16 protein-coding genes and 2 pseudogenes are annotated in these 18,816 nt (G+C 69.9%); 9 read left to right on the top strand and 9 right to left on the bottom strand.

Annotation, left to right across the window (positions count from 1 at the left end):
- Positions 1-175: 175 nt before the first annotated feature.
- Positions 176-922: a phosphotransferase gene (locus ABZX96_RS24365; protein ID WP_355548120.1), complete on the bottom strand. Its 747-nt coding sequence runs from the start codon at positions 920-922 to the stop codon at positions 176-178.
- 671 nt (positions 923-1,593) lie between these two features.
- Between ABZX96_RS24365 and ABZX96_RS24360 the strand changes: the two genes are divergently transcribed.
- The gene (locus ABZX96_RS24360) at positions 1,594-3,060 is read left to right on the top strand and encodes a DUF2079 domain-containing protein (RefSeq protein WP_355548199.1); all 1,467 of its coding nucleotides are present in this window, start codon (positions 1,594-1,596) and stop codon (positions 3,058-3,060) included.
- A 446-nt stretch (positions 3,061-3,506) separates the two neighbouring features.
- Entirely contained in the window at positions 3,507-4,271 is a 765-nt protein-coding gene (locus ABZX96_RS24355; protein WP_355548117.1) for an NAD(P)-binding domain-containing protein, read from the top strand.
- Positions 4,272-4,547: 276 nt separating this feature from the next.
- Here ABZX96_RS24355 and ABZX96_RS24350 read toward each other — a convergent pair whose 3' ends face one another.
- Both ABZX96_RS24350 and ABZX96_RS24345 read right to left on the bottom strand, forming a co-directional pair.
- Positions 4,548-4,976 (bottom strand): hypothetical protein, encoded by a 429-nt coding sequence (locus ABZX96_RS24350; RefSeq protein WP_355548114.1) that lies wholly within the window; start codon positions 4,974-4,976, stop codon positions 4,548-4,550.
- Positions 4,977-5,505: 529 nt separating this feature from the next.
- A complete protein-coding gene (locus tag ABZX96_RS24345; protein WP_355548111.1) occupies positions 5,506-6,225 on the bottom strand; it encodes a TetR/AcrR family transcriptional regulator C-terminal domain-containing protein in 720 nt (239 codons plus the stop codon).
- Between the two features lie 235 nt (positions 6,226-6,460).
- On the opposite strand from ABZX96_RS24345, the gene ABZX96_RS24340 reads away from it, so the two are divergent.
- The 5 genes and pseudogenes from ABZX96_RS24340 (at position 6,461) to ABZX96_RS24320 (ending at position 11,820) form a co-directional block, all read left to right on the top strand.
- On the top strand, positions 6,461-8,254 hold the full coding sequence (locus tag ABZX96_RS24340) for a CocE/NonD family hydrolase (RefSeq protein WP_355548196.1): 1,794 nt from the start codon (positions 6,461-6,463) through the stop codon (positions 8,252-8,254).
- A gap of 234 nt (positions 8,255-8,488) precedes the next feature.
- Complete coding sequence (locus ABZX96_RS24335; RefSeq protein WP_355548108.1) at positions 8,489-9,169, top strand: DNA/RNA non-specific endonuclease; 681 nt, start codon at positions 8,489-8,491, stop codon at positions 9,167-9,169.
- A 6-nt stretch (positions 9,170-9,175) separates the two neighbouring features.
- Positions 9,176-9,781: an SMI1/KNR4 family protein gene (locus tag ABZX96_RS24330; protein ID WP_355548105.1), complete on the top strand. Its 606-nt coding sequence runs from the start codon at positions 9,176-9,178 to the stop codon at positions 9,779-9,781.
- A 195-nt stretch (positions 9,782-9,976) separates the two neighbouring features.
- Positions 9,977-10,434, top strand: a pseudogene (locus tag ABZX96_RS24325) (transposase); the annotation flags it as partial.
- Between the two features lie 489 nt (positions 10,435-10,923).
- Entirely contained in the window at positions 10,924-11,820 is an 897-nt protein-coding gene (locus ABZX96_RS24320; protein ID WP_355548103.1) for a methyltransferase domain-containing protein, read from the top strand.
- A gap of 37 nt (positions 11,821-11,857) precedes the next feature.
- On the opposite strand, the gene ABZX96_RS24315 is transcribed toward ABZX96_RS24320, so the two are convergent.
- The 4 genes from ABZX96_RS24315 to ABZX96_RS24300 form a co-directional block, all read right to left on the bottom strand.
- Positions 11,858-12,058 (bottom strand): type II toxin-antitoxin system VapB family antitoxin, encoded by a 201-nt coding sequence (locus ABZX96_RS24315; RefSeq protein WP_355548100.1) that lies wholly within the window; start codon positions 12,056-12,058, stop codon positions 11,858-11,860.
- Positions 12,059-12,241: 183 nt separating this feature from the next.
- Positions 12,242-14,068 (bottom strand): fatty acyl-AMP ligase, encoded by a 1,827-nt coding sequence (locus ABZX96_RS24310; protein ID WP_355548097.1) that lies wholly within the window; start codon positions 14,066-14,068, stop codon positions 12,242-12,244.
- 350 nt (positions 14,069-14,418) lie between these two features.
- Positions 14,419-14,616 (bottom strand): ferredoxin, encoded by a 198-nt coding sequence (locus ABZX96_RS24305; RefSeq protein WP_355548094.1) that lies wholly within the window; start codon positions 14,614-14,616, stop codon positions 14,419-14,421.
- Positions 14,617-14,639: 23 nt separating this feature from the next.
- On the bottom strand, positions 14,640-15,896 hold the full coding sequence (locus ABZX96_RS24300) for a cytochrome P450 (RefSeq protein ID WP_355548091.1): 1,257 nt from the start codon (positions 15,894-15,896) through the stop codon (positions 14,640-14,642).
- Positions 15,897-16,579: 683 nt separating this feature from the next.
- Here ABZX96_RS24300 and ABZX96_RS24295 point away from each other — a divergent pair.
- Positions 16,580-17,035: pseudogene (locus tag ABZX96_RS24295) on the top strand (PT domain-containing protein); the annotation flags it as partial.
- Positions 16,956-17,252, top strand: coding sequence for a PT domain-containing protein (locus ABZX96_RS24290; protein ID WP_355548088.1), 297 nt, complete (start codon positions 16,956-16,958; stop codon positions 17,250-17,252). The pseudogene ABZX96_RS24295 and the gene ABZX96_RS24290, both read left to right, overlap by 80 nt.
- On the opposite strand, the gene ABZX96_RS24285 is transcribed toward ABZX96_RS24290, so the two are convergent.
- Both ABZX96_RS24285 and ABZX96_RS24280 read right to left on the bottom strand, forming a co-directional pair.
- Complete coding sequence (locus ABZX96_RS24285) at positions 17,152-17,634, bottom strand: hypothetical protein (protein WP_355548085.1); 483 nt, start codon at positions 17,632-17,634, stop codon at positions 17,152-17,154. The two genes, ABZX96_RS24290 and ABZX96_RS24285, sit on opposite strands and share 101 nt — an antisense overlap.
- A 388-nt stretch (positions 17,635-18,022) precedes the next feature.
- Positions 18,023-18,796 carry an oxidoreductase gene (locus tag ABZX96_RS24280; RefSeq protein ID WP_355548083.1) on the bottom strand — a complete coding sequence of 258 codons (774 nt, stop codon included), beginning with the start codon at positions 18,794-18,796 and terminating at the stop codon, positions 18,023-18,025.
- Positions 18,797-18,816: the final 20 nt, after the last annotated feature.

The raw sequence follows: 18,816 nt of genomic DNA, 5'->3' as shown, positions 1-18,816 counted from the left end.
CGTCACCCTTGGCCACGCCGTCATCCGCCGGCGACGACTGCGTACCGCACTCTGTCGAGAGCAAGGGCGGGCGATCCCACCAGCGGATGACCTGCTCGATGCGTCAGAACGCACACAGTGCACACAGTGCACACAGTGCATACGACGCATACGGAGTAGTCGGGCCCGCGCGGCCTCACATCCGGGATTTGAGCACGTCGACCTCACAGCCCGGCGCGAAGGGGTCGAAGCCGTGTTCGATCAGCCAGCGAACGGCCAGCAGGCTTCGCAATGACCACCACGCGTGGATCACGTCGAGGTCGACGGCGGTGCCATAGCCGGCGATGACGTCGTCGAGATGCTCCTCGTGTCCGAGTGTGAAGGTGGCGAGGTCGTACAGGGCATCACCCTGGCCCGCCTCGGACCAGTCGATGATGCCGGTGACCTCGTCGCCGTCGACGAAGACGTGCGCGATCTGTAGGTCACCGTGGGTGAACGCCGGGGTCCACGGCCGCAGTGCGGTCTCGGCGACCTGGCGGTTGCGGGTGACCAGGTCGGCGGGCAGGACGCCGTTGGTCACCAGCCACTCGCACTCGTCGTCGAGTTCCGCCGCCAGCGCGACGATGCTCCGCCCGGCCCGGCCCGGCCAAGATGGCGGCGGCGCGTCGTGCAGCTTCCGGATGGCGGCGCCCGCCATGGCCCACGCCGCCGGCGACCCGGCCGACGGCCCGCCGAGGCGCCCGAGCGTCGTCCCCGGCAGTGCGGCGATCGCGAGCACGGGCGGCTTGCGCCACAGGATCTCCGGGGTCGGGACCGGCGCGAGGGACATCGCCTCGACCTCGACGTCGATACGCGCCTGATCGGTGTCCACCTTCAAGAACACGTCGCCGACGCGCAGAGTCGCACGTTCGGAATGGGCGACGACGACTTCGAGCTCATCCATGAACGACCAGTATTCCGGGAATGATCGCCGACGTCGCCGGATTTTCGCGTGCGATCACGCGGCTGACCGCGTTCCGCCACCCGGCGGCCTCGTGCACGACGACACCGACCTCGGGCCGGGGCAGGCCCAGCACTTCTGTCAGGAGTCCTTACGGGCCGGGTGCCCCATCAGCGGGAGGCCCGGGCAGCGGCAACAGCGACAACCGTCGAGAAGAGCGATGGGCCGCGCTACCCCCGCGCCTTCTGTGGCGGACGACGCCGCAACGTACCGTCACGATCATGGGAACGAGATCGAGACCGAGTTCGAGTTCGAGCGCGAAGGCGGGCACGAGGGAGAGCACGAGCGCAAGGAAGAGCACGGGCGCGCAGCCGAGAACGAGCCCGAAGACGGGGACGAGAACGAGCTCGCCACGAAAGCAGGGCGAAGGCACCGGCCGGATACCCCATCAGGGGCAGGCCCGGGGAGCGACAACAGCGGCAACAGCGACAACAGCGACACCCGTCCAGAAAGAGCGATTACGGCCCCCGTCGGGACAGCTGCGGCCCTCGTCGGAACACTCGCGTTCCTCGTCGGAACACTTACGGGCGTCACCCCCGGAGACAGGCGCCCGAAGCCGCAAACGAGGCATCGTCCTCGTAGCGCTGTGCTTCCTCGTGTGCTGCGGCTTGGGGATGCAGTCCTGGGCGGGCCTCCGCGTCACCGGTTTCGACCTCGGCATATTCGACCAAGCGGTGCGCGCCTACGCGCACTTCGAATTGCCGAGGTCGCCGATAAAGAACGTGCACCACGAATTTCCCCCGGGCTTTTCCTTACTGGGCGATCACTTCACACCGGCCCTCATGTTGCTCGCGCCGCTGTACTGGGTCTGGGACGACCCCCGTGTTCTCGTCCTTGCCCAGGCGGGGCTCTTCGCGTGCGGTGTGCCGGTGGTTCGACGCGTCGCCCGGTACTGCTTCGCGGATGCCGCTCCCGTGGTCGTGCGCCGCGCCGCGGATATCGGCGGGCTGGTCTACGCGCTGGGCTGGCCGCTGCTGAACTCGTCCTACGCGGGTTTCCACGAGGTGGCTTTCGCCGTGCCGTTCACCCTGTTGATGCTGGAACGGGGGCTGGCGCGCCGGTATGGGGCGGTGGCCGTGTGGGCGTTCCTGCTGTGTACGGCGAAGGAGGACATGGGGCTGGTCGTCGGCGCGTTCGGCCTGGTACTGGGCGTGCGGGCCCATCGCTCGGGGGAGCGGGCGGGCCGGATCACGGGGGTCGTGCTGTCCCTGGCCGGTCCGTTGGCGTCCGCCGTGATCATCGGTTGGTTTCTGCCGGCGATGGGCGGGCCGGACGGCTACTACTGGTCCTACGACCGCCTCGGGGCGGACCCGGGTGCCGCCCTGGCCCACGTGCTCACCGAGCCGTGGGTGGTGTTCCAGGTCGCCTTCACCCCGTTCGTCAAGGTGGCCATGCTGATGTGGATCCTGGGCGCGCTCGCCCTGCTGCCGCTGGGCTCGTCGACTTCTCTGCTCGCGCTGCCCCTGCTGGCGGAACGGCTCCTCTCCGACAATCCGAACCACTGGCCGGTGATCAACCACTACGACGCCTTCCTGTGGCCGATCCTCCTCGTCGCCTCCCTGGAAACCATGGGACGCCTGCATCGCACCGGGCGCCGCGCGCTCACGCGCTGGTGGGCGATCGCGGCGGTCACCGTCAGCTCGGCAGCGTCCGTCGCCCTCGGCCTGCGGTTCCTCGTCATCCCGGGCGCCTGGCAGCCCAGCCCTGACAAACGGGCCCTGGCAACGGCCGCGGAACTCATCCCGGACGGTGCGACGGTGGAGGCCGACAACGCCGTCGCACCCCGTCTGACCGCGCGTACGGACGTGGTCATCGCCGACGCGACACCACGGGGCGCGCAATGGGTCCTGCTGCGCACAGCGGACCGGACGTTCCCCTTCCTCTCGCCCGACGAACAGCGGCAGCGCGTCGCTCTCCTGCTGAACCACGGCTACACGGAGGTCTGGAAGCAGAACGGAGTGGTGCTGCTCCGTCGCGAACGCCCGGTCCCGATCCCCGGCATGCGCCTCCCGGGACCGGACAGCGTGCCGATCCACGACCGATCGCCTTCGGACGTGGGGACGGATCTCTTCCAGAGATGAGGGCGTCCGGGAATGCCGCCTCCGGGAACGCCGCCTCCGAAGATGACCGCTTTCTGAGTTTCCGAGTCACCACTTTTTTCATGGACAACGCGACCGGCGAAAGGCGCTGCCCCCGGCCGCACCGGCAACGCGCCCTCTCGGCGCAGGCGAAACAGCGGCAGCCGTCCAGCGCACCCCTCGGCGGAACAGGCGGAACAGGCGGAACGGACAGGACGGACAGGACGGGCGGGACGGCCGGAAACAGACAGGCCAGGCAGGCCAGGCAGGACGGCCGGAACAGGCAGGACGGGCAGGCCAGGGCAGACAGTCCAGGCGGACAGTCCAGGAAGGCCAGGCGGAACGGCCGGAACAGTGAGCGTCCTCCGCTCGTCCTTACCCTCAGTGGCGGCGGCCGGACCGCGCACCGAAGCGCGGGCCACCGCCCGGCAGGACGACAGGGAGGCGCAGTGGAACGCATCGGGATCATCGGCGTGGGCGAGATCGGCCGGGCCATCGTGGCGGGCCTGTGCGACGGCGTGGAGGAGCCACCGGAGATTCACCTGTCGCCGCGCGGGGCCCGTACAGCCGCCGCGCTGGCCCGGCAGTATCCGAACGTACGGGTGTGCGCCGACAATCAGGACGTGGTGGACCGTTCCGACGTGGTGATCATCGCCGTCCGCCCCGCGGATCGCGCCGAGGCGCTTGCGGGGCTCCGGATCGGCGGAGACCGCGTCGTGGTCAGCGTGGTCGCCGGCGTCGGCATCGGCGAACTGCGCCAGACGCTCGGCACCGACGCTCCGTTGGTGCGCGCCATTCCGCTGCCCACCGTGCGCGAGCGCCGTTCCGTCACCGTCACCCACCCGTCCCACCCGGTGGCCGACGCCCTCTTCGACCGCCTGGGCGAGGCGCTCCCGATCGCGGACGAAGCGGCCTTCAGCGTCTTCTCCACCCTGACGGGCACCCTGACCAGCCACTACGCATACCTGGCCACACTCACGGCCTGGGCCTCCCGGCAGGGCATCCCCGCCGAGGACGCGGAACGTTACGTCCGCGGGCTCTTCCAGGGCGTCGGGCGTTCGCTGGGCGACGGCACGCGCTCCCTCCAGCAACTCGCGGCCGACCACGAGACGCCGAACGGAAGCAACGAACGCGTCCGCACCACCTGGTTCGACGCGGCCAACTCCGAGGCGCTGACCAAGGCGCTCGACGCGCTCCTCGCCCACCTCGCATAGGCGCGTCGGGCACAGGCTCTCGCACTCTCAACCTGGCGAGGAGGATCTCGGACGAGTGGTCGACCAGGCGGTCAGGGCCGTCCGGATCGTCGGGTCACCCGGCTCCGAGACCAACGAGGCCGCCGCCACCGACGAAGCTCCGACCGCCGACCGCCGACCGCCGCAACCAGCACAATCAGCGCAACGGTCGGGAACCTCGCCGCGTCAAGGTCCCGAAGGCCATCCTCCCTCACCATCACATGCGGGCTTCGGAACGGAAAACCCACAGTGCCCGCGTCATACCTTGCTGAACTGGAAGACGACGTATTTCCTGGCGTCCGAGTACTCGTCGGATATGACGCTGAGCCAGCGTTTGTCGGCAGTGGGATTGCATCCGACGGTCTGCGAACCGTTTGTGAGCTTGAAGCCGTTGGCGGCGGGAGACACGGTCCATATCCTCGCGTCACTGGTGCTGTTGACGAGGTAGATGTCGCCTTTCAGCCCGAAGGTCCAGTAGACATAGCCGCCATAGTTGGAGTTGGTCATTTCGACGATGTAGCCGTTTCCCTGTTGCCGGAAGACCACCGGGGTGCCGGGGTTGTTGACGTCGTTGGCGAACAGCGCGTAGTCCCAGCTGGACCAGACCTCGAAAGTGACTCCGCGGGTGGGCTCATTTGCCATGAGCAGATGTCCCGCTGAACCGACGGTGATCGTCGTATCGGCCATGGTGACTGCTCCCTGGAGCGTGCGCCCGCAGTGGTGGCGGGACGGCACAGAGGGGGGCGGTTGAGGTGCCCGAGGGACGGGCACGGAGGCGGGCACTCACGGTGGATGTGCCGCCGACAGGAACGGACCATAAAAGTACTGCGGTGCGCTCGACACGCAAGTCCGGAATCGAGCCACGATCGCGATCGATTCCCTTGCGTCAATCATGTGCTGTCGACAACGGCGGAATGGCAACGCTGGAAATAAGTGTGCGAGCGGGTTCGTGAACTGGGGAGTATGCCTTCCGGCAGTGTGAGAACGGAAGGGAATCGGATCGCGGTGAGGCGGGACGACAAAGCCTGAGGTTTCCTTTGGCGCACCCGGCGGACGAGTTCACCCGGTGCACCCGGCGGACGAGTTCACCCGGTGCACCCGGCGGACGAGTTCACCCGGCGCACCCGGCGGACGAGTTCACCCGGCGCACCCGGCGGACGAATTCACCCGGCGCACCCGGCGGGGCGGCCACCCTGTGCCCCGGCGACGGGCGAGGTCACTCGGAATCCAGCCCGTCCACCAGCCGGCCCAGAAGCCGGGCGAACACCGCGTCGGGGGACCGGGGTGGCCCCGGCGGTGTGGCGAGTGCCGCGGCCAGTTCCGGGTGGTGGCCGTCGGCGGCGACGGCGGCGAGGTAGCGGGCTTCGGCCGCGCTCCGTTCGGGCGAGTCGGCGACGGCGGCCCGCGTGACCTCGTAGGCGACGTGGTTGGCGACGAAGCCGGTGAGCAGGCTGAAGACCTCCAGTTTCGCCGTGCCGTCGAGCCGGGTGGGGCGCAGGGCGGCGAGCGCGCGTTCCAGGAAGGCCAGCGCGTTGGGGCCGAGCGTGCGGCGGGCGAACAGCGCGGCGGGCAGCCAGGGGTGCCGGAGCATCAGGGCGCGCTGGAGATGGCCGATGGTTTTGAGGTCGGTGCGCCAGTCGCCGGTGAGCGGGTCCGTTGTCGGGTGTTCGCCGCTGACGTGGTCGACCATCAGGTCCACCAGGGTCTCCTTGTCAGGGGCGTAGCTGTAGAGGGACATGACGCCGGCCCCGACCTCGGAGGCGACCCGCCGCATGGTGACGGCCTCCAGCCCTTCCGCGTCCGCGAGGGCGACGGCCGCGGCCGTGATCGCCTCGCGGCTGAAGGCGGGCCTGCGCCCCCGGCGGGGCCGCGCGGGCCGCAGCCAGAGTTCCTGGGGGTCCACGCCCGCGGCGCCGGCCCCGTCACCTGCGGTCACGGTCTCCTCGTTCCCTTCCTCGTCCCGATCGCGGCGATCACGCGCGCTGAAACATCGAGTCGTCCATGCGGCTGCGACGGCGCCGCGACTTGCGGAAGCCATCCAAGCATCCTCTATTCTCGTACACAGTACGAGAATAGAGTGGAGGGGAACGATGACAGCGCACGCCCACGACGTCGTCACCACATCCGGATGGACCGCACCACCTGGGAAGCCGCCCCTGTCCGCACGCATGATGCGGGCGACCTGGCGCGGCATTCCGGCGCGACGGCACAAGGCGGGCTGGGAGCCGGGGCTGAAGGTTCCGGCCGCGGACGGCAGCCCCTTGCGTACGGACCACTACTTCCCGCGCGCTGAAGGGGACTTCCCCACCCTCCTCGTGCGCTCGCCGTACGGCAGGGGCCTGCCGTGGTCGCCTCTGTTCGGCGTGCTCTTCGCCGAGCAGGGGTTCCACGTCGTGCTGCAGAGCTGCCGAGGCACCGGCGGCTCGGGCGGCCGGTTCGACCTGTGGCGCAACGAGCCCGCCGACGGCCGGGCAACGGTGTCCTGGCTCCGCGAACAGCCCTGGTTCAACGGCCGGCTGGGCACCATCGGCCCCAGCTACCTCGGGTACGTGCAGTGGGCGCTCGCCGCGGACCCGCCGCCGGAACTGAAGGCCATGGTGATCCAGATCGGCCTGCACGACCCGCACGCCTTCTACCACGCGGGCGGTGCGCTCCACCTGGAGAACGCCCTCGTCCAGGGCCTCGGCATGACGTACCAGCACCAGGGGCTGATGCCTTTCGTGAAGGCCGTGTCGCGCCTGCAACGCGGGCTGCGCGCGATCACCACCGCGCGACCGCTGCGCCGGGCGTACGTGCCCGCACTCGGAGAAGTGCCCTGGCTGGACGACGCCCTGGCGCACCCGGACGCCGACGACCCGCACTGGGACGGCGCTTCCCTGGCCGAAGCGGCGGACGGTCTGAGCGTGCCCACCTCATTGATCGCCGGGTGGCACGACGCGCTGCTCGACCGGAACATCGAGCAGTACCACCGGCTGCGCCGGGCCGGATGCGCGACCTCCTTGCTCGTCGGACCCTGGACGCACACCTCCGCGCTGGGGCAGGGCTGGCCTGAGGTATTCGCCGAAAGCCTCGCATGGCTGCGCGCCCACCTGTGCGACGACGCTTCCGGGCTGCGCCCCACCAGGGTGCGTGTGCATGTGGGAGGGGCGGGGGAGTGGGACGACCTCGACGATTGGCCGCCGCCCCTCGGCGCGGTGTCCTGGATTCCCGGACCGGATGGGAGCCTGACGAGGGGGCCGGATGGGAGCCTCGCGAGGGAGCCGGAGGGGGGTCCCGCGTCGGAGCCGGAGGCGGGTCCCGCGTCGGATTCCGCGTCGGATTCCGCGTCGGGTCCCGCATCGAGTTCCGGCGGGCGCCTCACGCCGGAATCCGAGCGGCCCGACATCCCGCAGCCCGCCACCGACCCGCCCTCCCCACTGGCGTCCATCCTCTACGACCCGGCCGATCCCACCCCTTCCCTGGGCGGGCCGCTGCTCTCCCGTACCGCCGGGCCCCGCGACAACCGCGAACTGGAGGCCAGGGGCGACGTCCTGACGTTCACCAGCCCGCCGCTGGCCGAACCCGTGGACGTGCGCGGCCCCGTCTCCGCACGCCTGCGGATCTCCACGGACACCGGCCACGCCGACGTCTTCGCCCGCCTCTGCGACGTGGACGCGCGAGGCCGTTCCCGCAACGTCTGTGACGGGCTGTCCCCGGTACGGACCACCGGCGAGACCTCCTCGGAGGTCACCGTGCCGATGAGCTCCACCGTCCACCGTTTCGCCGCCGGACACCGTGTGCGCCTCCAGGTCAGCGGCGGCGCCCATCCGCGCTTCGCCCGCGATCCCGGGACGGGGGAGCCGTCGCTCGATGCGACGCGCCTGGTACCGGTACGCATCACGCTGTATGCGGGCTCGGCGTTGCGTCTGCCCGCTGCGGCCGCGGAGAGCGGCGATCCGTGGTCCGGGGAACGGGCTTCGGGGTAACGGGCCCCGAACAGCGGTGTTCCGGGCACCGGGCGCGCGGGGGGTGGGGCCGAATCGCCAACAAAGCCGTCTGACGGACGCATCCGGCGCCGAGCGCGCCTGGATGCCGCCGGGCTGGATGGAGGACTCCGCCGAGGACGAGCACGCCCACCAGAGGGAGATCTCCTCCGAGGTGCGCTACCGCCTCGAAGAAGACCACGGCAGGCAGACGCTCGTGGTGGACCTGGACGAGAAGTGGCTGACCGCTCCCGAGCGCGTCTTCCCAGTGAAGGTCGACCCGTCGGTAAAGGCGGTCGGCGCGACCTCCAGCACGTATGTGCAGACCCCGTACAACCAGAACTTTTCCGGCGACAAGGTCCTGAAGGCCGGCACCTCTGCGACGACGGACCGGGTGTTAGCGCCAACGGCCACTCGGTCTACCTGCCGCGTGAGCGGTATTACGACTTCTTCTCCCAGCAAGAGGAGTGCCGGGCGACCGGCGTGTACGGACTGCTGGACAGCAGCGACTACAACAAGGGACGCAAGGCGCCGGGGACGAACACCAATGGCTCCACCAAGCCTCCGGGAATGGACGAAATAGCGGCACAGGGACACGTTCCAGCGAACGGACACCTGATTCCCGCAGCGGCCACCGGATCCGGTATCGACCTGCGTAACCTGGTGGCTGAGTACGAAAAGACAAATACCCCATACCTCAACTGGGGAGTGGAAAAGGAAATCAGAGCCGCCATCAAGTCCGGAAAACACCTCCAGTTGTCTGTGGCGCCGCACTACAACCGGCCTGACTCGGGCATTCCGACCGGCATCGAGTGCAACTACGCTGTGCTGGAGGACGGTTCTGCCGAACACTGCGTTATCTACCAGTCACCGTCCGGAGGAACGACCACAGGCAGCGCCGACTGCCCCAGGAGATAAACGAAAATGACACAGACCACCTATCTGACATCCGTCCTCTCCATGCTCGGCCAGCCGATTGCCGGCCACAAAGACCTCGCAGCGTGGGAAGTTCTCGAAGGCGAACTGGGATTCCGACTGCCTGAGGACTACAAGGCCATCATCGACGCCTACGGACCGGTGAAAATTAACGGGCACCTGGTGCTGCACCACCCCGCGACGCAAAGGTGGAACCTGAGGCAGTGGGTTCGCGAGACTGTGGAAGCATGGTCGGAAGTGCCCTGGGGTGAGATCGACCTCGAAGCGGACCCCAGGCCGTCCCTCGGTATCCCCGACATGCGTTTCGGCACTGCGGACGGCCTCCTTCCCGCGGTTGCGAGCGACCGGGACGAGGCCGTTTTCCTCGCGCAAGGTGCTGAACAACAAAACTGGCGGGTCTTCGTCTCGCGCGACGACGAGTTCTTTGAATACCCCATGGACTTCGCCGAGTGGCTGTACCGCTACCTGATCGGCGAGGACATGACAGGGCCGAACAGCTCCGCTTTCTGTCCGGGCCCTGTCAGATTCGAAAGTCTCCCCATGGACGTCCACGAACGCAGCTCTGAATGGCACGGGCCGGACCGAGGCATGTGATTTTGCGAAGACTCAGCCATATGGAGCGCCGTATAGTCCCCATCAACTGAAGGTCGAGGCGGCGGTTTCCAGGAGTCGCTGCAACAAGTGGTCGGTTTGATCAGGCCGTGAGGAGTTTATGCAGCGCTCGGCTGGGGTTTCCCAGCCGAGCGTTTTGCGTGAGCGGCGGTTGAGCTGGTCGGCGACGGTGGCCAAGTGGCCGTGGACGGCACCCTGGGCCCCACCCGGGACCACGCGGTGGCCGAGCGGTCGAAGAACTACCGCTACTCCACCAACCACCAGGTCGTCATCGACGCCGACACCCGGCTCGTGGTCGCCGTCGGCCGGCCGGTCCCCGGCAACCGCAACGACTGCACGGCGTGGGAGCTGTCGGGTGCGAAAGGCGCTGTCGGCCGCACCACCGTCATCGCCTGCGGCGGCTACCTGGGTACCGGCCTGATCATCCCGCACCGCCGCAAGCGCGGTCAGACCGAACTGACGGCCGGGAAAGACGAACACCATGCTCGCACCGCACCGTCCGCGCCCGTGTCGAGCACGCCTTCGCCCGTATGAGGAGCTGGAAGATCCTGCGCGACTGCCGCCTGAGGGGCGACGGCGTCCACCACGTCATGCTCGGCATCGCCCGCCTGCACAACCTCACATTGGCCGGGTAACAGCAAAACAAGCTGGCCAACCGGCACGCCGTAGATCATTTACGGGACACCCCTTACGGAAGGCCGCATCGTCATTCCCGCTCCACGGATACGAGCGAGCCATATCGATGCGGACCCGGCCGGTCCGCATCGGCGGCCCGCTGCCGCCCGCAACGCGGAATGGTGAACGAGTTCGCAGACGCGGTCCCGGTCGGCACACCGAAGCCGACCACCACCAGTTGCCGATTTCCGGCCCCCAGCGCCCTCCTCCACCCCCGCGCCCGTGTCACCAGGCGGCAAGACGGGTACGGTGGTGCGCCGACGCTCCGGACGACGCGCGGGATCGGTGCCGAGGCGGTGGGATCGGTGCCGATACGGCGGGAACGGTGCCCAGACAGCGGGAAGGGTGTCGCCGACCAGGGCGCGTCATCCGTCGTCCGCACGGCCACGTCTTCTGCTTCGCCCCTCTTCCATGACCGGCTCACGTCCGCACGTCGTAAGGGGAACACCATGGCAGCGACACCGCACGGCGCGAACAAGAGCACCTCACCGACGCCCGAGGACGTCGGAGCGATGTACGACCGGTTCGGCGGCCTGCTCGCCATGACGCTCGGCGGCAGCGCCCTGCACATCGGCATGTTCGTGCCGCACGGCGAGCGCGCGCCCGTCACCTCCCTGCCCGCGCTGGCCGACCTCGCCCAGGACCGGCAGACCGACTTCCTGATCGACACCGTCGGCCTGGGCCCCGACGGCCACCTTCTGGACGTCGGCTGCGGCACCGGTGGCCCCGCGCTCCGGCTGGCGCGGCGCAGCGGCGGCCGGGTCACCGGCATCACCGTCAGCCGGCAGCAGCTCGCCGCGTGCGAGCAGCGGCTGCGCGACGAGGACGGGGACAGCCTGGCGGACCGGGTGCGTTTCGCCTACGGCAACGCCATGGAACTGGCCTGGCCGGACGCGTCCTTCGACGCCGCCTGGTCGATCGACTGTTTTCCGCACCTGTCCGACCGGACCGCCGGATTCCGCGAGGTGTTCCGGGTGCTGCGGCCCGGCGGGGTCTTCCTGATGACGGACTTCGGTGTGCGCGGGACGCCCGACGACGCGGAACTGGGCGCCTTCACCGAGTTGTGGGCCTGCCCGCCGCCCACGTCCTTCGCCACGCTCGTCACCCAGTCCGAGGAGGCCGGATTCCGCCTCACGCGGGTGCAGGAGATGACGGCCAACATGGTGCTCTGCTCCGAGCTGATGGGCGCGCTGTACCAGGACCGGCGTGCGGAGATAGCCGATCGGTACGGCGAGGAGACGACCGCACACGGCGAGCACCTGATGGTGGGCTTCCGCTCCTTCTCCCGCGATCACCTGGAGTACTACCTGCTGCTGCTCCGCAAGCCGGAGGGGCCGGAGAGCTGAAGGCGAGACGAGGTGCGGCGGGGCGGGGCGGTGGGCGTCAGCCCTGGGGCTCCTGCGGTTCGGCCGCCGCCTCGCGCAGGCGCTGGTCCGTGAGATCGGTACGGGCCTCCGTGCGGTGGCCGCGGGCGATGTAGTCGCGGACGACGACCTCGATGGCGTCCTGGGGGGAATTCACCCCGGACAGGACCATCACCTCCACCACCAGTTCGGCGTCAAGGCTGATCTGAACCTGGGCCATGGCAGTCCCCTTCCCCGTCTTCCCCGTCGCGCTCGCGTGCGGACTACCGACACTCAACACCATGGAAGTGCAACCGTGTTCGGAACGCACAGTTGTCAGGGGTGCCGTCGGGGCACGCGCCGACGCACGGGGTGGGGACGGGCGTACCGGCGTCGCGTCGGTCCGCCCGTCCCCACCCTCCGCTCACCCCGCCAGGGCGGACGACGCCGAGACCGCCGACACATCCGTGAGGACACCGTCCTCGTAGAGCTTGCGGCACGCGCGGCGCTGGACCTTGCCGCTGGAGGTCTTGGGCACGGAGCCCCTGCGGAGCAGGAGGATGGTGTCGGCCTTCAGGCGGTGGTTCTCGTAGATCGCCTCGGCGATGCGGCGGCGCAGCTCGTCCGGCTGGTGGGCCTTGAGCACCCGCCCGTCGGTCTCGACCGCGACGACCAGCCGCTCGGCGCCGCCGTCGTCCACGGAGAACGCCGCGGCGCAGTTCGGGTGCAGGCCCAGGACCGAGGACTCCGCCGAGAGTTCGATGTCCTGCGGGTAGTAGTTGCGGCCCTGGTGGATGATGACGTCCTTGAGGCGCCCGGTGACGTGGAGTTCGCCGTCGTGCAGGAACCCCAGGTCGCCGGTGCGCAGGTAGGTCTGCTCGTTCTCGGGCGTCCCGTCGGCGTTCAGGACGCGGGCCCGGAAGGTCTCCTCGGTGGCCTGGTCGCGGCCCCAGTAGCCGCCCGCGACGCACGGGCCGTCGATCCAGATCTCGCCGATCCGGCCGGGGGCCAGGGACCGGAGGGTGTCCGGGTCCACGATGCGCACGTCGGTGCCGGGGACGGTGACGCCGCTGCTGACGATGGGCAGCAGGCCCTCGTCCGCCGGGTCCGAGTCCTGCTCCAGCGTCGTGCGGGTGACGACCTCGACCCGGGCCTCGCGCAGCGCGTCGGCCGACAGCCACAGCGTGGCGGGTTCCTGGTCCGGTCGGGTGCCGGTGGCCTTGAGCGTGTTCTCGGCCAGCCCGTAGCCGGGGCACATCGCGCGGGAGGCGAAGCCGTGCGGCGCGAACGCCTCGGTGAACGCCCGGATGGTCCGCCAGCGGACGGGCTCGGCGCCGTTGACCGCCACCCGCCACGAGGACAGGTCCCCGACATTGGCGGTGCGCCCCTCGGCCGCGGCCCGGACGCACAGCTCGTACGCGAAGCTGGGCGCGGCGGCGTGCGTGCCGCGGAACCGGGCGATGGCCTCCAGCCAGCGCGCGGGGCGGCGGATGAAGGCGTCCGGCGCCATCAGGTACGACGGGATGCCCGCCCAGAGCGGCATGAGGACGCCGAAGAGCATGCCCATGTCGTGGAAGAGGGGCAGCCAGCTGACGATCGTGCCGTCCGGCTCGCAGGGCCACAGCTCGTCCGTCTCGGCGGCGTTGGCGAGGAAGTTGGCGTGCGTGACGATGACGCCCTTGGGGTCGCCGGTGGAGCCCGAGGTGTACTGGAGCAGGGCGATGTCCTCCGGGCCGGGGTCCGTCTCCGGCGACCACGCCCCGGCGTCGTCGGTCGAGGGTGCGGGGAGCAACTCGGTGGCGACCAGGGTGAGTCCGGCGAGCGCCGCCGTCTCCCCGAACCGCTCCTCCAGGTCCCGCTTGACCTCCTCCGTGGTGAGCACGGTGGTGGTGCCCGCGTCGTCGGCGATGCGGCGCAGCCGCTCCACGCCCTGCAGCCGCCGCGGCACCTGCACCGGAGCCCCGGCCACCCGCGCCAGCATGCAGCCCAGCAGCGTCCGGACGAACTCCAGCCCCGATGGGTAGAGCAGGACCACGTTCTCCCCGCCCAGCCCGCGGGCGGTGAGCGCCGCCGCTCTCCGGCGCGCCTCCTCGTGCAGTTGCCCGTACGTCATGCTCTCCTGCGGCTCCTCGCCGTCACGCAGGAACACGTAGGCGACCTCGTCGGGCTGCTTCTCGCTGCGCACCCGCAAGGCGTCGGGAAGCGTGCGTACGAGCCCCAGGGGCGAGCTCGATTCGATGGCGCTGGACATGCTTGCTTCCACCCTTCCTGGGCAACCGGCGGCCTCGCGCCGCGGCGGCTTCGCGTTCTCGTCATGGCATGGGGTCGGGGGCTCCGTCGCGCCCGGGGTGATGGCCGGCCCCCGTCCCGGCACCGGGGAGCACGTCTGCCGCGAGCTCGCGGCGGTTCTCGTACCGACTCGGCCGGGCGTCAGCCGGGCGCCAACCGAGTGGTGGCCGATCGGCAGCTGATCAAGGGGCGTGTGGAGGGGCGTTTCAAGAGCGTCTCAAGGGACGTCTCAAGGGGCGTTCTCCGCACCGCGCCGGGCGGAGAACGGTGGAGAACGAGGGAGGGGGCGCCCCGGGCGGAGCGCCCCCGGGCTCAGTTCTCGTGGACGGCGATGGCTCTGACGGGACACCGGACGCGGGCCTGCTCGACGGCGTCCCGCTGGCCCTCGTCCGGGGTGGCGTCGAGCAGCACCACCGTGCCGTCCTCGTCGTCCTGGTCGAAGACGTCCGGTGCCTCCAGCACACAGGCGCCCGCGCTACAGCAGAGGTCCTGGTCGATTTCGATCCGCATCGTTCCACTCATTTTCTGGCCGTTCACCACTTCACCGGGAGCGCGTGCACGCCGTAGGTGACCATCATTTCCCGGTTGCCGATCTCCTCGACGGGGACCGCGAGTTCCAGCCCGGGGAAGCGCCGCAGCAGCGACTCGTAACCGACGGCGAGCTCCAGCCGCCCCAGATGGTGCCCCATGCACTGGTGCGGCCCGCTGCCGAACGCGACGTGCCGGGTCGCGGCGCGACGGATGTCCAGGGTGTCGGCGTCGGCGAAGCCGAGCGGGTCGCGGTTGGCCGCGGGGAGCGACACGGTGACCACCTCGCCCTTGCGGATGGGCTGCCCCTCGAAGGTGAAGTCCTCGGCGGCGACGCGGATCGGGCCGACCTGCACCACGCTGAGGTACCGCAGCAGCTCCTCGACCGCGCCGTCGATCAGCGACCAGTCGGCGCGCAGCGCGGCGAGCTGGTCCGGGTGGCGCAGCAGGGCGTAGGTGCCGAGCGCCAGCATGTTCGTCGTGGTCTCCAGACCGGCGATGAGCAGCATCAGGCTGACGCCGAACAACTCCTCGTCGGTCAGCTCCGTCTCGGCGACCAGCCGGCCCAGGAGGTCCGGGCCCCGGTTCGCGCGGGCCGCCGCGATCAGCTCGTTGAGCATGGCGTTGACGCCGGTCAGCGCCCGCGCCATCTCGTCACCGGTGCTGGACAGGCTGAACAGGACGTCGACGTGTTCCCTGAACTGCGGGCGCTCCGCCTCGGGCAGGGCGAGCAGGTCGGAGGTGACGAGCGTCGGCAGCGGCTTGGCGAACGCCTCGACCAGGTCCACCGGACCGCCGTCCCGCTCCATCGCGTCCAGCAGTCCGTCGGTCAGTTCCTGGACGCGCGGACGCATTTCCTGCACCCGGCGAACGGTGAAGTGCTTGCTCAGCAGCCGCCGGTAACGGGTGTGCTCCGGCGGGTCGGTGTTGACGAACATCCCCTTGGGCAGCACGGACGGATCCGGAGCGTCCTCGGGCCCGATGACCGGCGAACGCTTCCCCGGGGGCTGCGAGCTGAACCGGATGTCCCCCAGCACCCCGCGCGCCGCCTCCAGCCCGGTGACCACCCAGCCGAGGTGCCCGTCGGGGTACCGCAGACGGCTGATGGGGTGCTCCGCACGCGCCTCGGCGAAGGCGGCCGGGGGATCGAAGGGGCAGCCCGCGGGCCGCTCCGTCGGGAACGGCCGCTCCGTGGTCGGCACCGGCCCGCCGACCGCATCCGCGAGCGCGTCGACGACCGGTGTTTCCGGGGAATGTGTCATGAAAAGGAGTCCTCTTGTGGGGAACTGCCACGCGGCCGGCGGGACGACGCGTCCGAACCGGGCTCATATCCGCTGACAACGTGATCGGCTGACGGGCGACGACTCGTGATCGTGAGCCGTGGGTGGTGCGGAGGTACGGGGCTGCGCTGTATGGCGTGCTGCGGTGTGGTGTACGGGACGCGGTGGGCTGTACGGCATGCGGTGTGCGGTCTGCGATGTGCTGTACGGCGTGCGAATGGGTGGCGCGGGCGCGGGCGCGGGGCATTCCGGTGAACTCGGCCCTATGCGCCGCGGAATCAGTTCTTACGGAAGGGAAAAAGTTGCTGCGTGAGCGGAATCAGCGCGCGGGAAAAGGAACCGGCTCGCGCAGAGCAACTCGTTTCGGCACAAGGTGAATCGGAGCTCGTGCCGGGGCAACGGTCAGGGGGCTCCTCTCATGCGAGTTCGGCTCACTCGCCCGGGAACACCTCGGGGACTGTTCATCAGGGAACCACTCGTCGGTCTCGCTGGTCGGTGACTTCTCGCCGTCGGGGTCGTGGGGCGAGAGTCGGCGGTCGAGGATTGCCGGGCGACCGTCACGGGTACTGTTTTGGGTTCCCGTCCGGTCTCCGTATCGCCCGGTTTTCAGGCAGGGGCGGTGCGAAAATATTGCCAGCCCTGCCCTTAGGAATCTCCTTAGTGATGTGGGTCACAGGTGTTGGCTGCTCGTCTCCCCGCAGGGCCGGGCCGCGCACGCGTCCCCCAACGGACCGCCGGAAAGGTTCGGACCACGACCGGGTTCCCGAGGAGCCCCCGCAACTCCTGCCCACGGCCGCGTCCGCCTACCCCACGGACGAGCCCCGGCGACGCGCGCGAACATACCCGACGGCGCGCGGGCGCGCGTGAACACGCCCGAACGCGTGAGAACGAGGACGAGCGCGTGTCAACGAGCACGAACGCGCGGGAACGAGCGCGTGGGAACGAGCGCGAACGCGTGGGGAGAGGCGGGCTGTTCGGTGGCTGGTCTCCGCCGGTGTCCCTCGCTCCGAGGACTACGGGACGAGACGGGACGGGGCAGCCATGACGCGACCGACCGACCGACCGGCCGACCGACCGACCGGCCGACCGACCGACCGACCGACCGGCCGACCGACCGACCGGCCGACCGACCGGCCTGCCGTCCCCCACTCACCACACCGGCGGAACGCACAAGGCCCGGCTTACGAACCCGAGGGTGCCACCCGTCGCCGGTGCGCGCGCCTTGCTCGTCCGGGCGTCAGAGAGAGCCGTGACGCCGACGCGGCCGGTGCCGGCCCGGCCAGGTCGCCCAGCGGAGCGCGTCCGCCTCCTCCGGCGGCAGCAGTCCCGCGCCGATGAGCGCGGCCCGGCCCGCCTGCCGTCCGGCGATCGTGTAGCCGAGTTCGGAGGAATCCACCTCGTGATAGGTGCCGTCCGTGAGCAGCACGGCTGCCGCCACACCGTCGAGCCCTTCGAGCAGCCCTTCGCGCAGTGCCGGAAGGTATTCTGGGGGGAGGCGCCGCGGCGGTACGGCATTGAGCAGTTCCAGCCCGCCATCCGCGCCGCTGCCCAATCCGCTGTCCAATCCACCGTCCAATCCGCTGTCCAGTCCGCCGCCCGGATCGCTGTCCGGCCCGGGCGGTTCGAAGGACGCGACGATGTGTGCGTACGGTCCGCAGGCACCGATGTTCAGCCTCACGCGGACGGACACATCGGGGACGGGGACGGGAAGGGCGATCACGGACGTCACGATAGGGGCGCCTCTGCGGGGCGGCCAACGCGTTATCGGTGGATGAATCCTTTGCGGGGAGACATGTGGCTCTGTTCACGAGATCCGACAGCAGATGTTCATCAGTTTCGACAGCACGGTGCGGTCCAGCTATTCGGACGATCCTGTTGTCTCCGCGATCGGATGTTTCACGGCTTCTCAGCCCGGCAAAGCGTCGGCCGTTCCCACGGCTCGCAGGCGGGGTGTCCGGCCGGTCCGGCGTAGGCCCGGCTGCCCTTCGGGAAATCCGGATGGACGCCGTCGGTGGGCCGCAGCCGACTGGCACCGGCTCCGGTGAGCGGTGGCAAGGCCGGTCACGGCGACGGCGCCGGCCTCTTTCCTCGCGCTGTGCTGCCGCCGTTCAGACCACCGGGATGATGCCGCCGTCGACACGGAACTCCGCCCCCGTGAGCCACTTTGCCCGGCCGGACGCGAGGAACGCGATCATCTCGGCGACGTCCTCGGGTTCGCCGGGGCGGCCCATGGGTACCTTCAGCTGGTCCGCGAGCTGCTGCTGCATCTCCTCCAGGCCGACGCCTTGCTGGTCGGCGAGGCGCTGGTGGTGGGCAGTGGCGCCGCCGGTGGCAACGAAGCCGGGAAGGACGCACACCACGCGCACCCCGTGCTCGCCGACCTCGGTCGCCAGCTCGCGGCTGTAGACGTTGAGCGCCGCCTTGGCGGCGGCATAGGACACCTGCGTGCGCTGCGGCAGGCGGCTCGCGATCGAGGAGACGTGCACGACCACGCCGGAACCCCGGTCGACCATTCCCGGCACCAGGATCCGGTCCAGGCGCACGGCGCTGAGGAGATTCATCTCCAGATCCGCATGCCAGGACTCGTCCGACCGGCTCAGGGTCGGCGCCGGGGCGCTCGGCGCGCCGGCGTTGTTCACGAGCACGTCCACCCCGCCCACACGGTCGATGACCTGCCGGCCGAGCTCCGCCACGCCCTGCTCCGTTGCGAGGTCCGCCTGGATGAACATGGCCGGCAAGTCCTTGCTGGGCCTGCTCCGAGAAGCTGTCAGTACTCTCGCACCCGCTGCGGCGAAGCGGCGGGCCGTCGCTTCGCCCAGGCCGCGGCTGCCACCGGTGACCAGCACACGAAGGCCGTCCAGTCCTTCTCCTGGAACCGTCATCAGTACCCCTCTCCCATAAG

Source organism: Streptomyces sp. NPDC003077 (assembly GCF_040611095.1).
In the GTDB taxonomy this organism is placed as follows: Bacteria; Actinomycetota; Actinomycetes; order Streptomycetales; family Streptomycetaceae; genus Streptomyces.
This window is presented reverse-complemented; position numbering and strand designations above follow the sequence as displayed.

Coding starts and splice junctions, on each gene's coding strand:
- ABZX96_RS24280 (WP_355548083.1), bottom strand. CDS start 18,796: ATGACGGTTCCAGGAGAAGGACTGGACGGCCTTCGTGTGCTGGTCACC.
- ABZX96_RS24290 (WP_355548088.1), top strand. CDS start 16,956: ATGACGCGACCGACCGACCGACCGGCCGACCGACCGACCGGCCGACCG.
- ABZX96_RS24310 (WP_355548097.1), bottom strand. CDS start 14,068: ATGTCCAGCGCCATCGAATCGAGCTCGCCCCTGGGGCTCGTACGCACG.
- ABZX96_RS24330 (WP_355548105.1), top strand. CDS start 9,176: ATGACACAGACCACCTATCTGACATCCGTCCTCTCCATGCTCGGCCAG.
- ABZX96_RS24315 (WP_355548100.1), bottom strand. CDS start 12,058: ATGGCCCAGGTTCAGATCAGCCTTGACGCCGAACTGGTGGTGGAGGTG.
- ABZX96_RS24350 (WP_355548114.1), bottom strand. CDS start 4,976: ATGGCCGATACGACGATCACCGTCGGTTCAGCGGGACATCTGCTCATG.
- ABZX96_RS24305 (WP_355548094.1), bottom strand. CDS start 14,616: ATGCGGATCGAAATCGACCAGGACCTCTGCTGTAGCGCGGGCGCCTGT.
- ABZX96_RS24300 (WP_355548091.1), bottom strand. CDS start 15,896: ATGACACATTCCCCGGAAACACCGGTCGTCGACGCGCTCGCGGATGCG.
- ABZX96_RS24360 (WP_355548199.1), top strand. CDS start 1,594: ATGCAGTCCTGGGCGGGCCTCCGCGTCACCGGTTTCGACCTCGGCATA.
- ABZX96_RS24320 (WP_355548103.1), top strand. CDS start 10,924: ATGGCAGCGACACCGCACGGCGCGAACAAGAGCACCTCACCGACGCCC.
- ABZX96_RS24340 (WP_355548196.1), top strand. CDS start 6,461: ATGCGGGCGACCTGGCGCGGCATTCCGGCGCGACGGCACAAGGCGGGC.
- ABZX96_RS24365 (WP_355548120.1), bottom strand. CDS start 922: ATGGATGAGCTCGAAGTCGTCGTCGCCCATTCCGAACGTGCGACTCTG.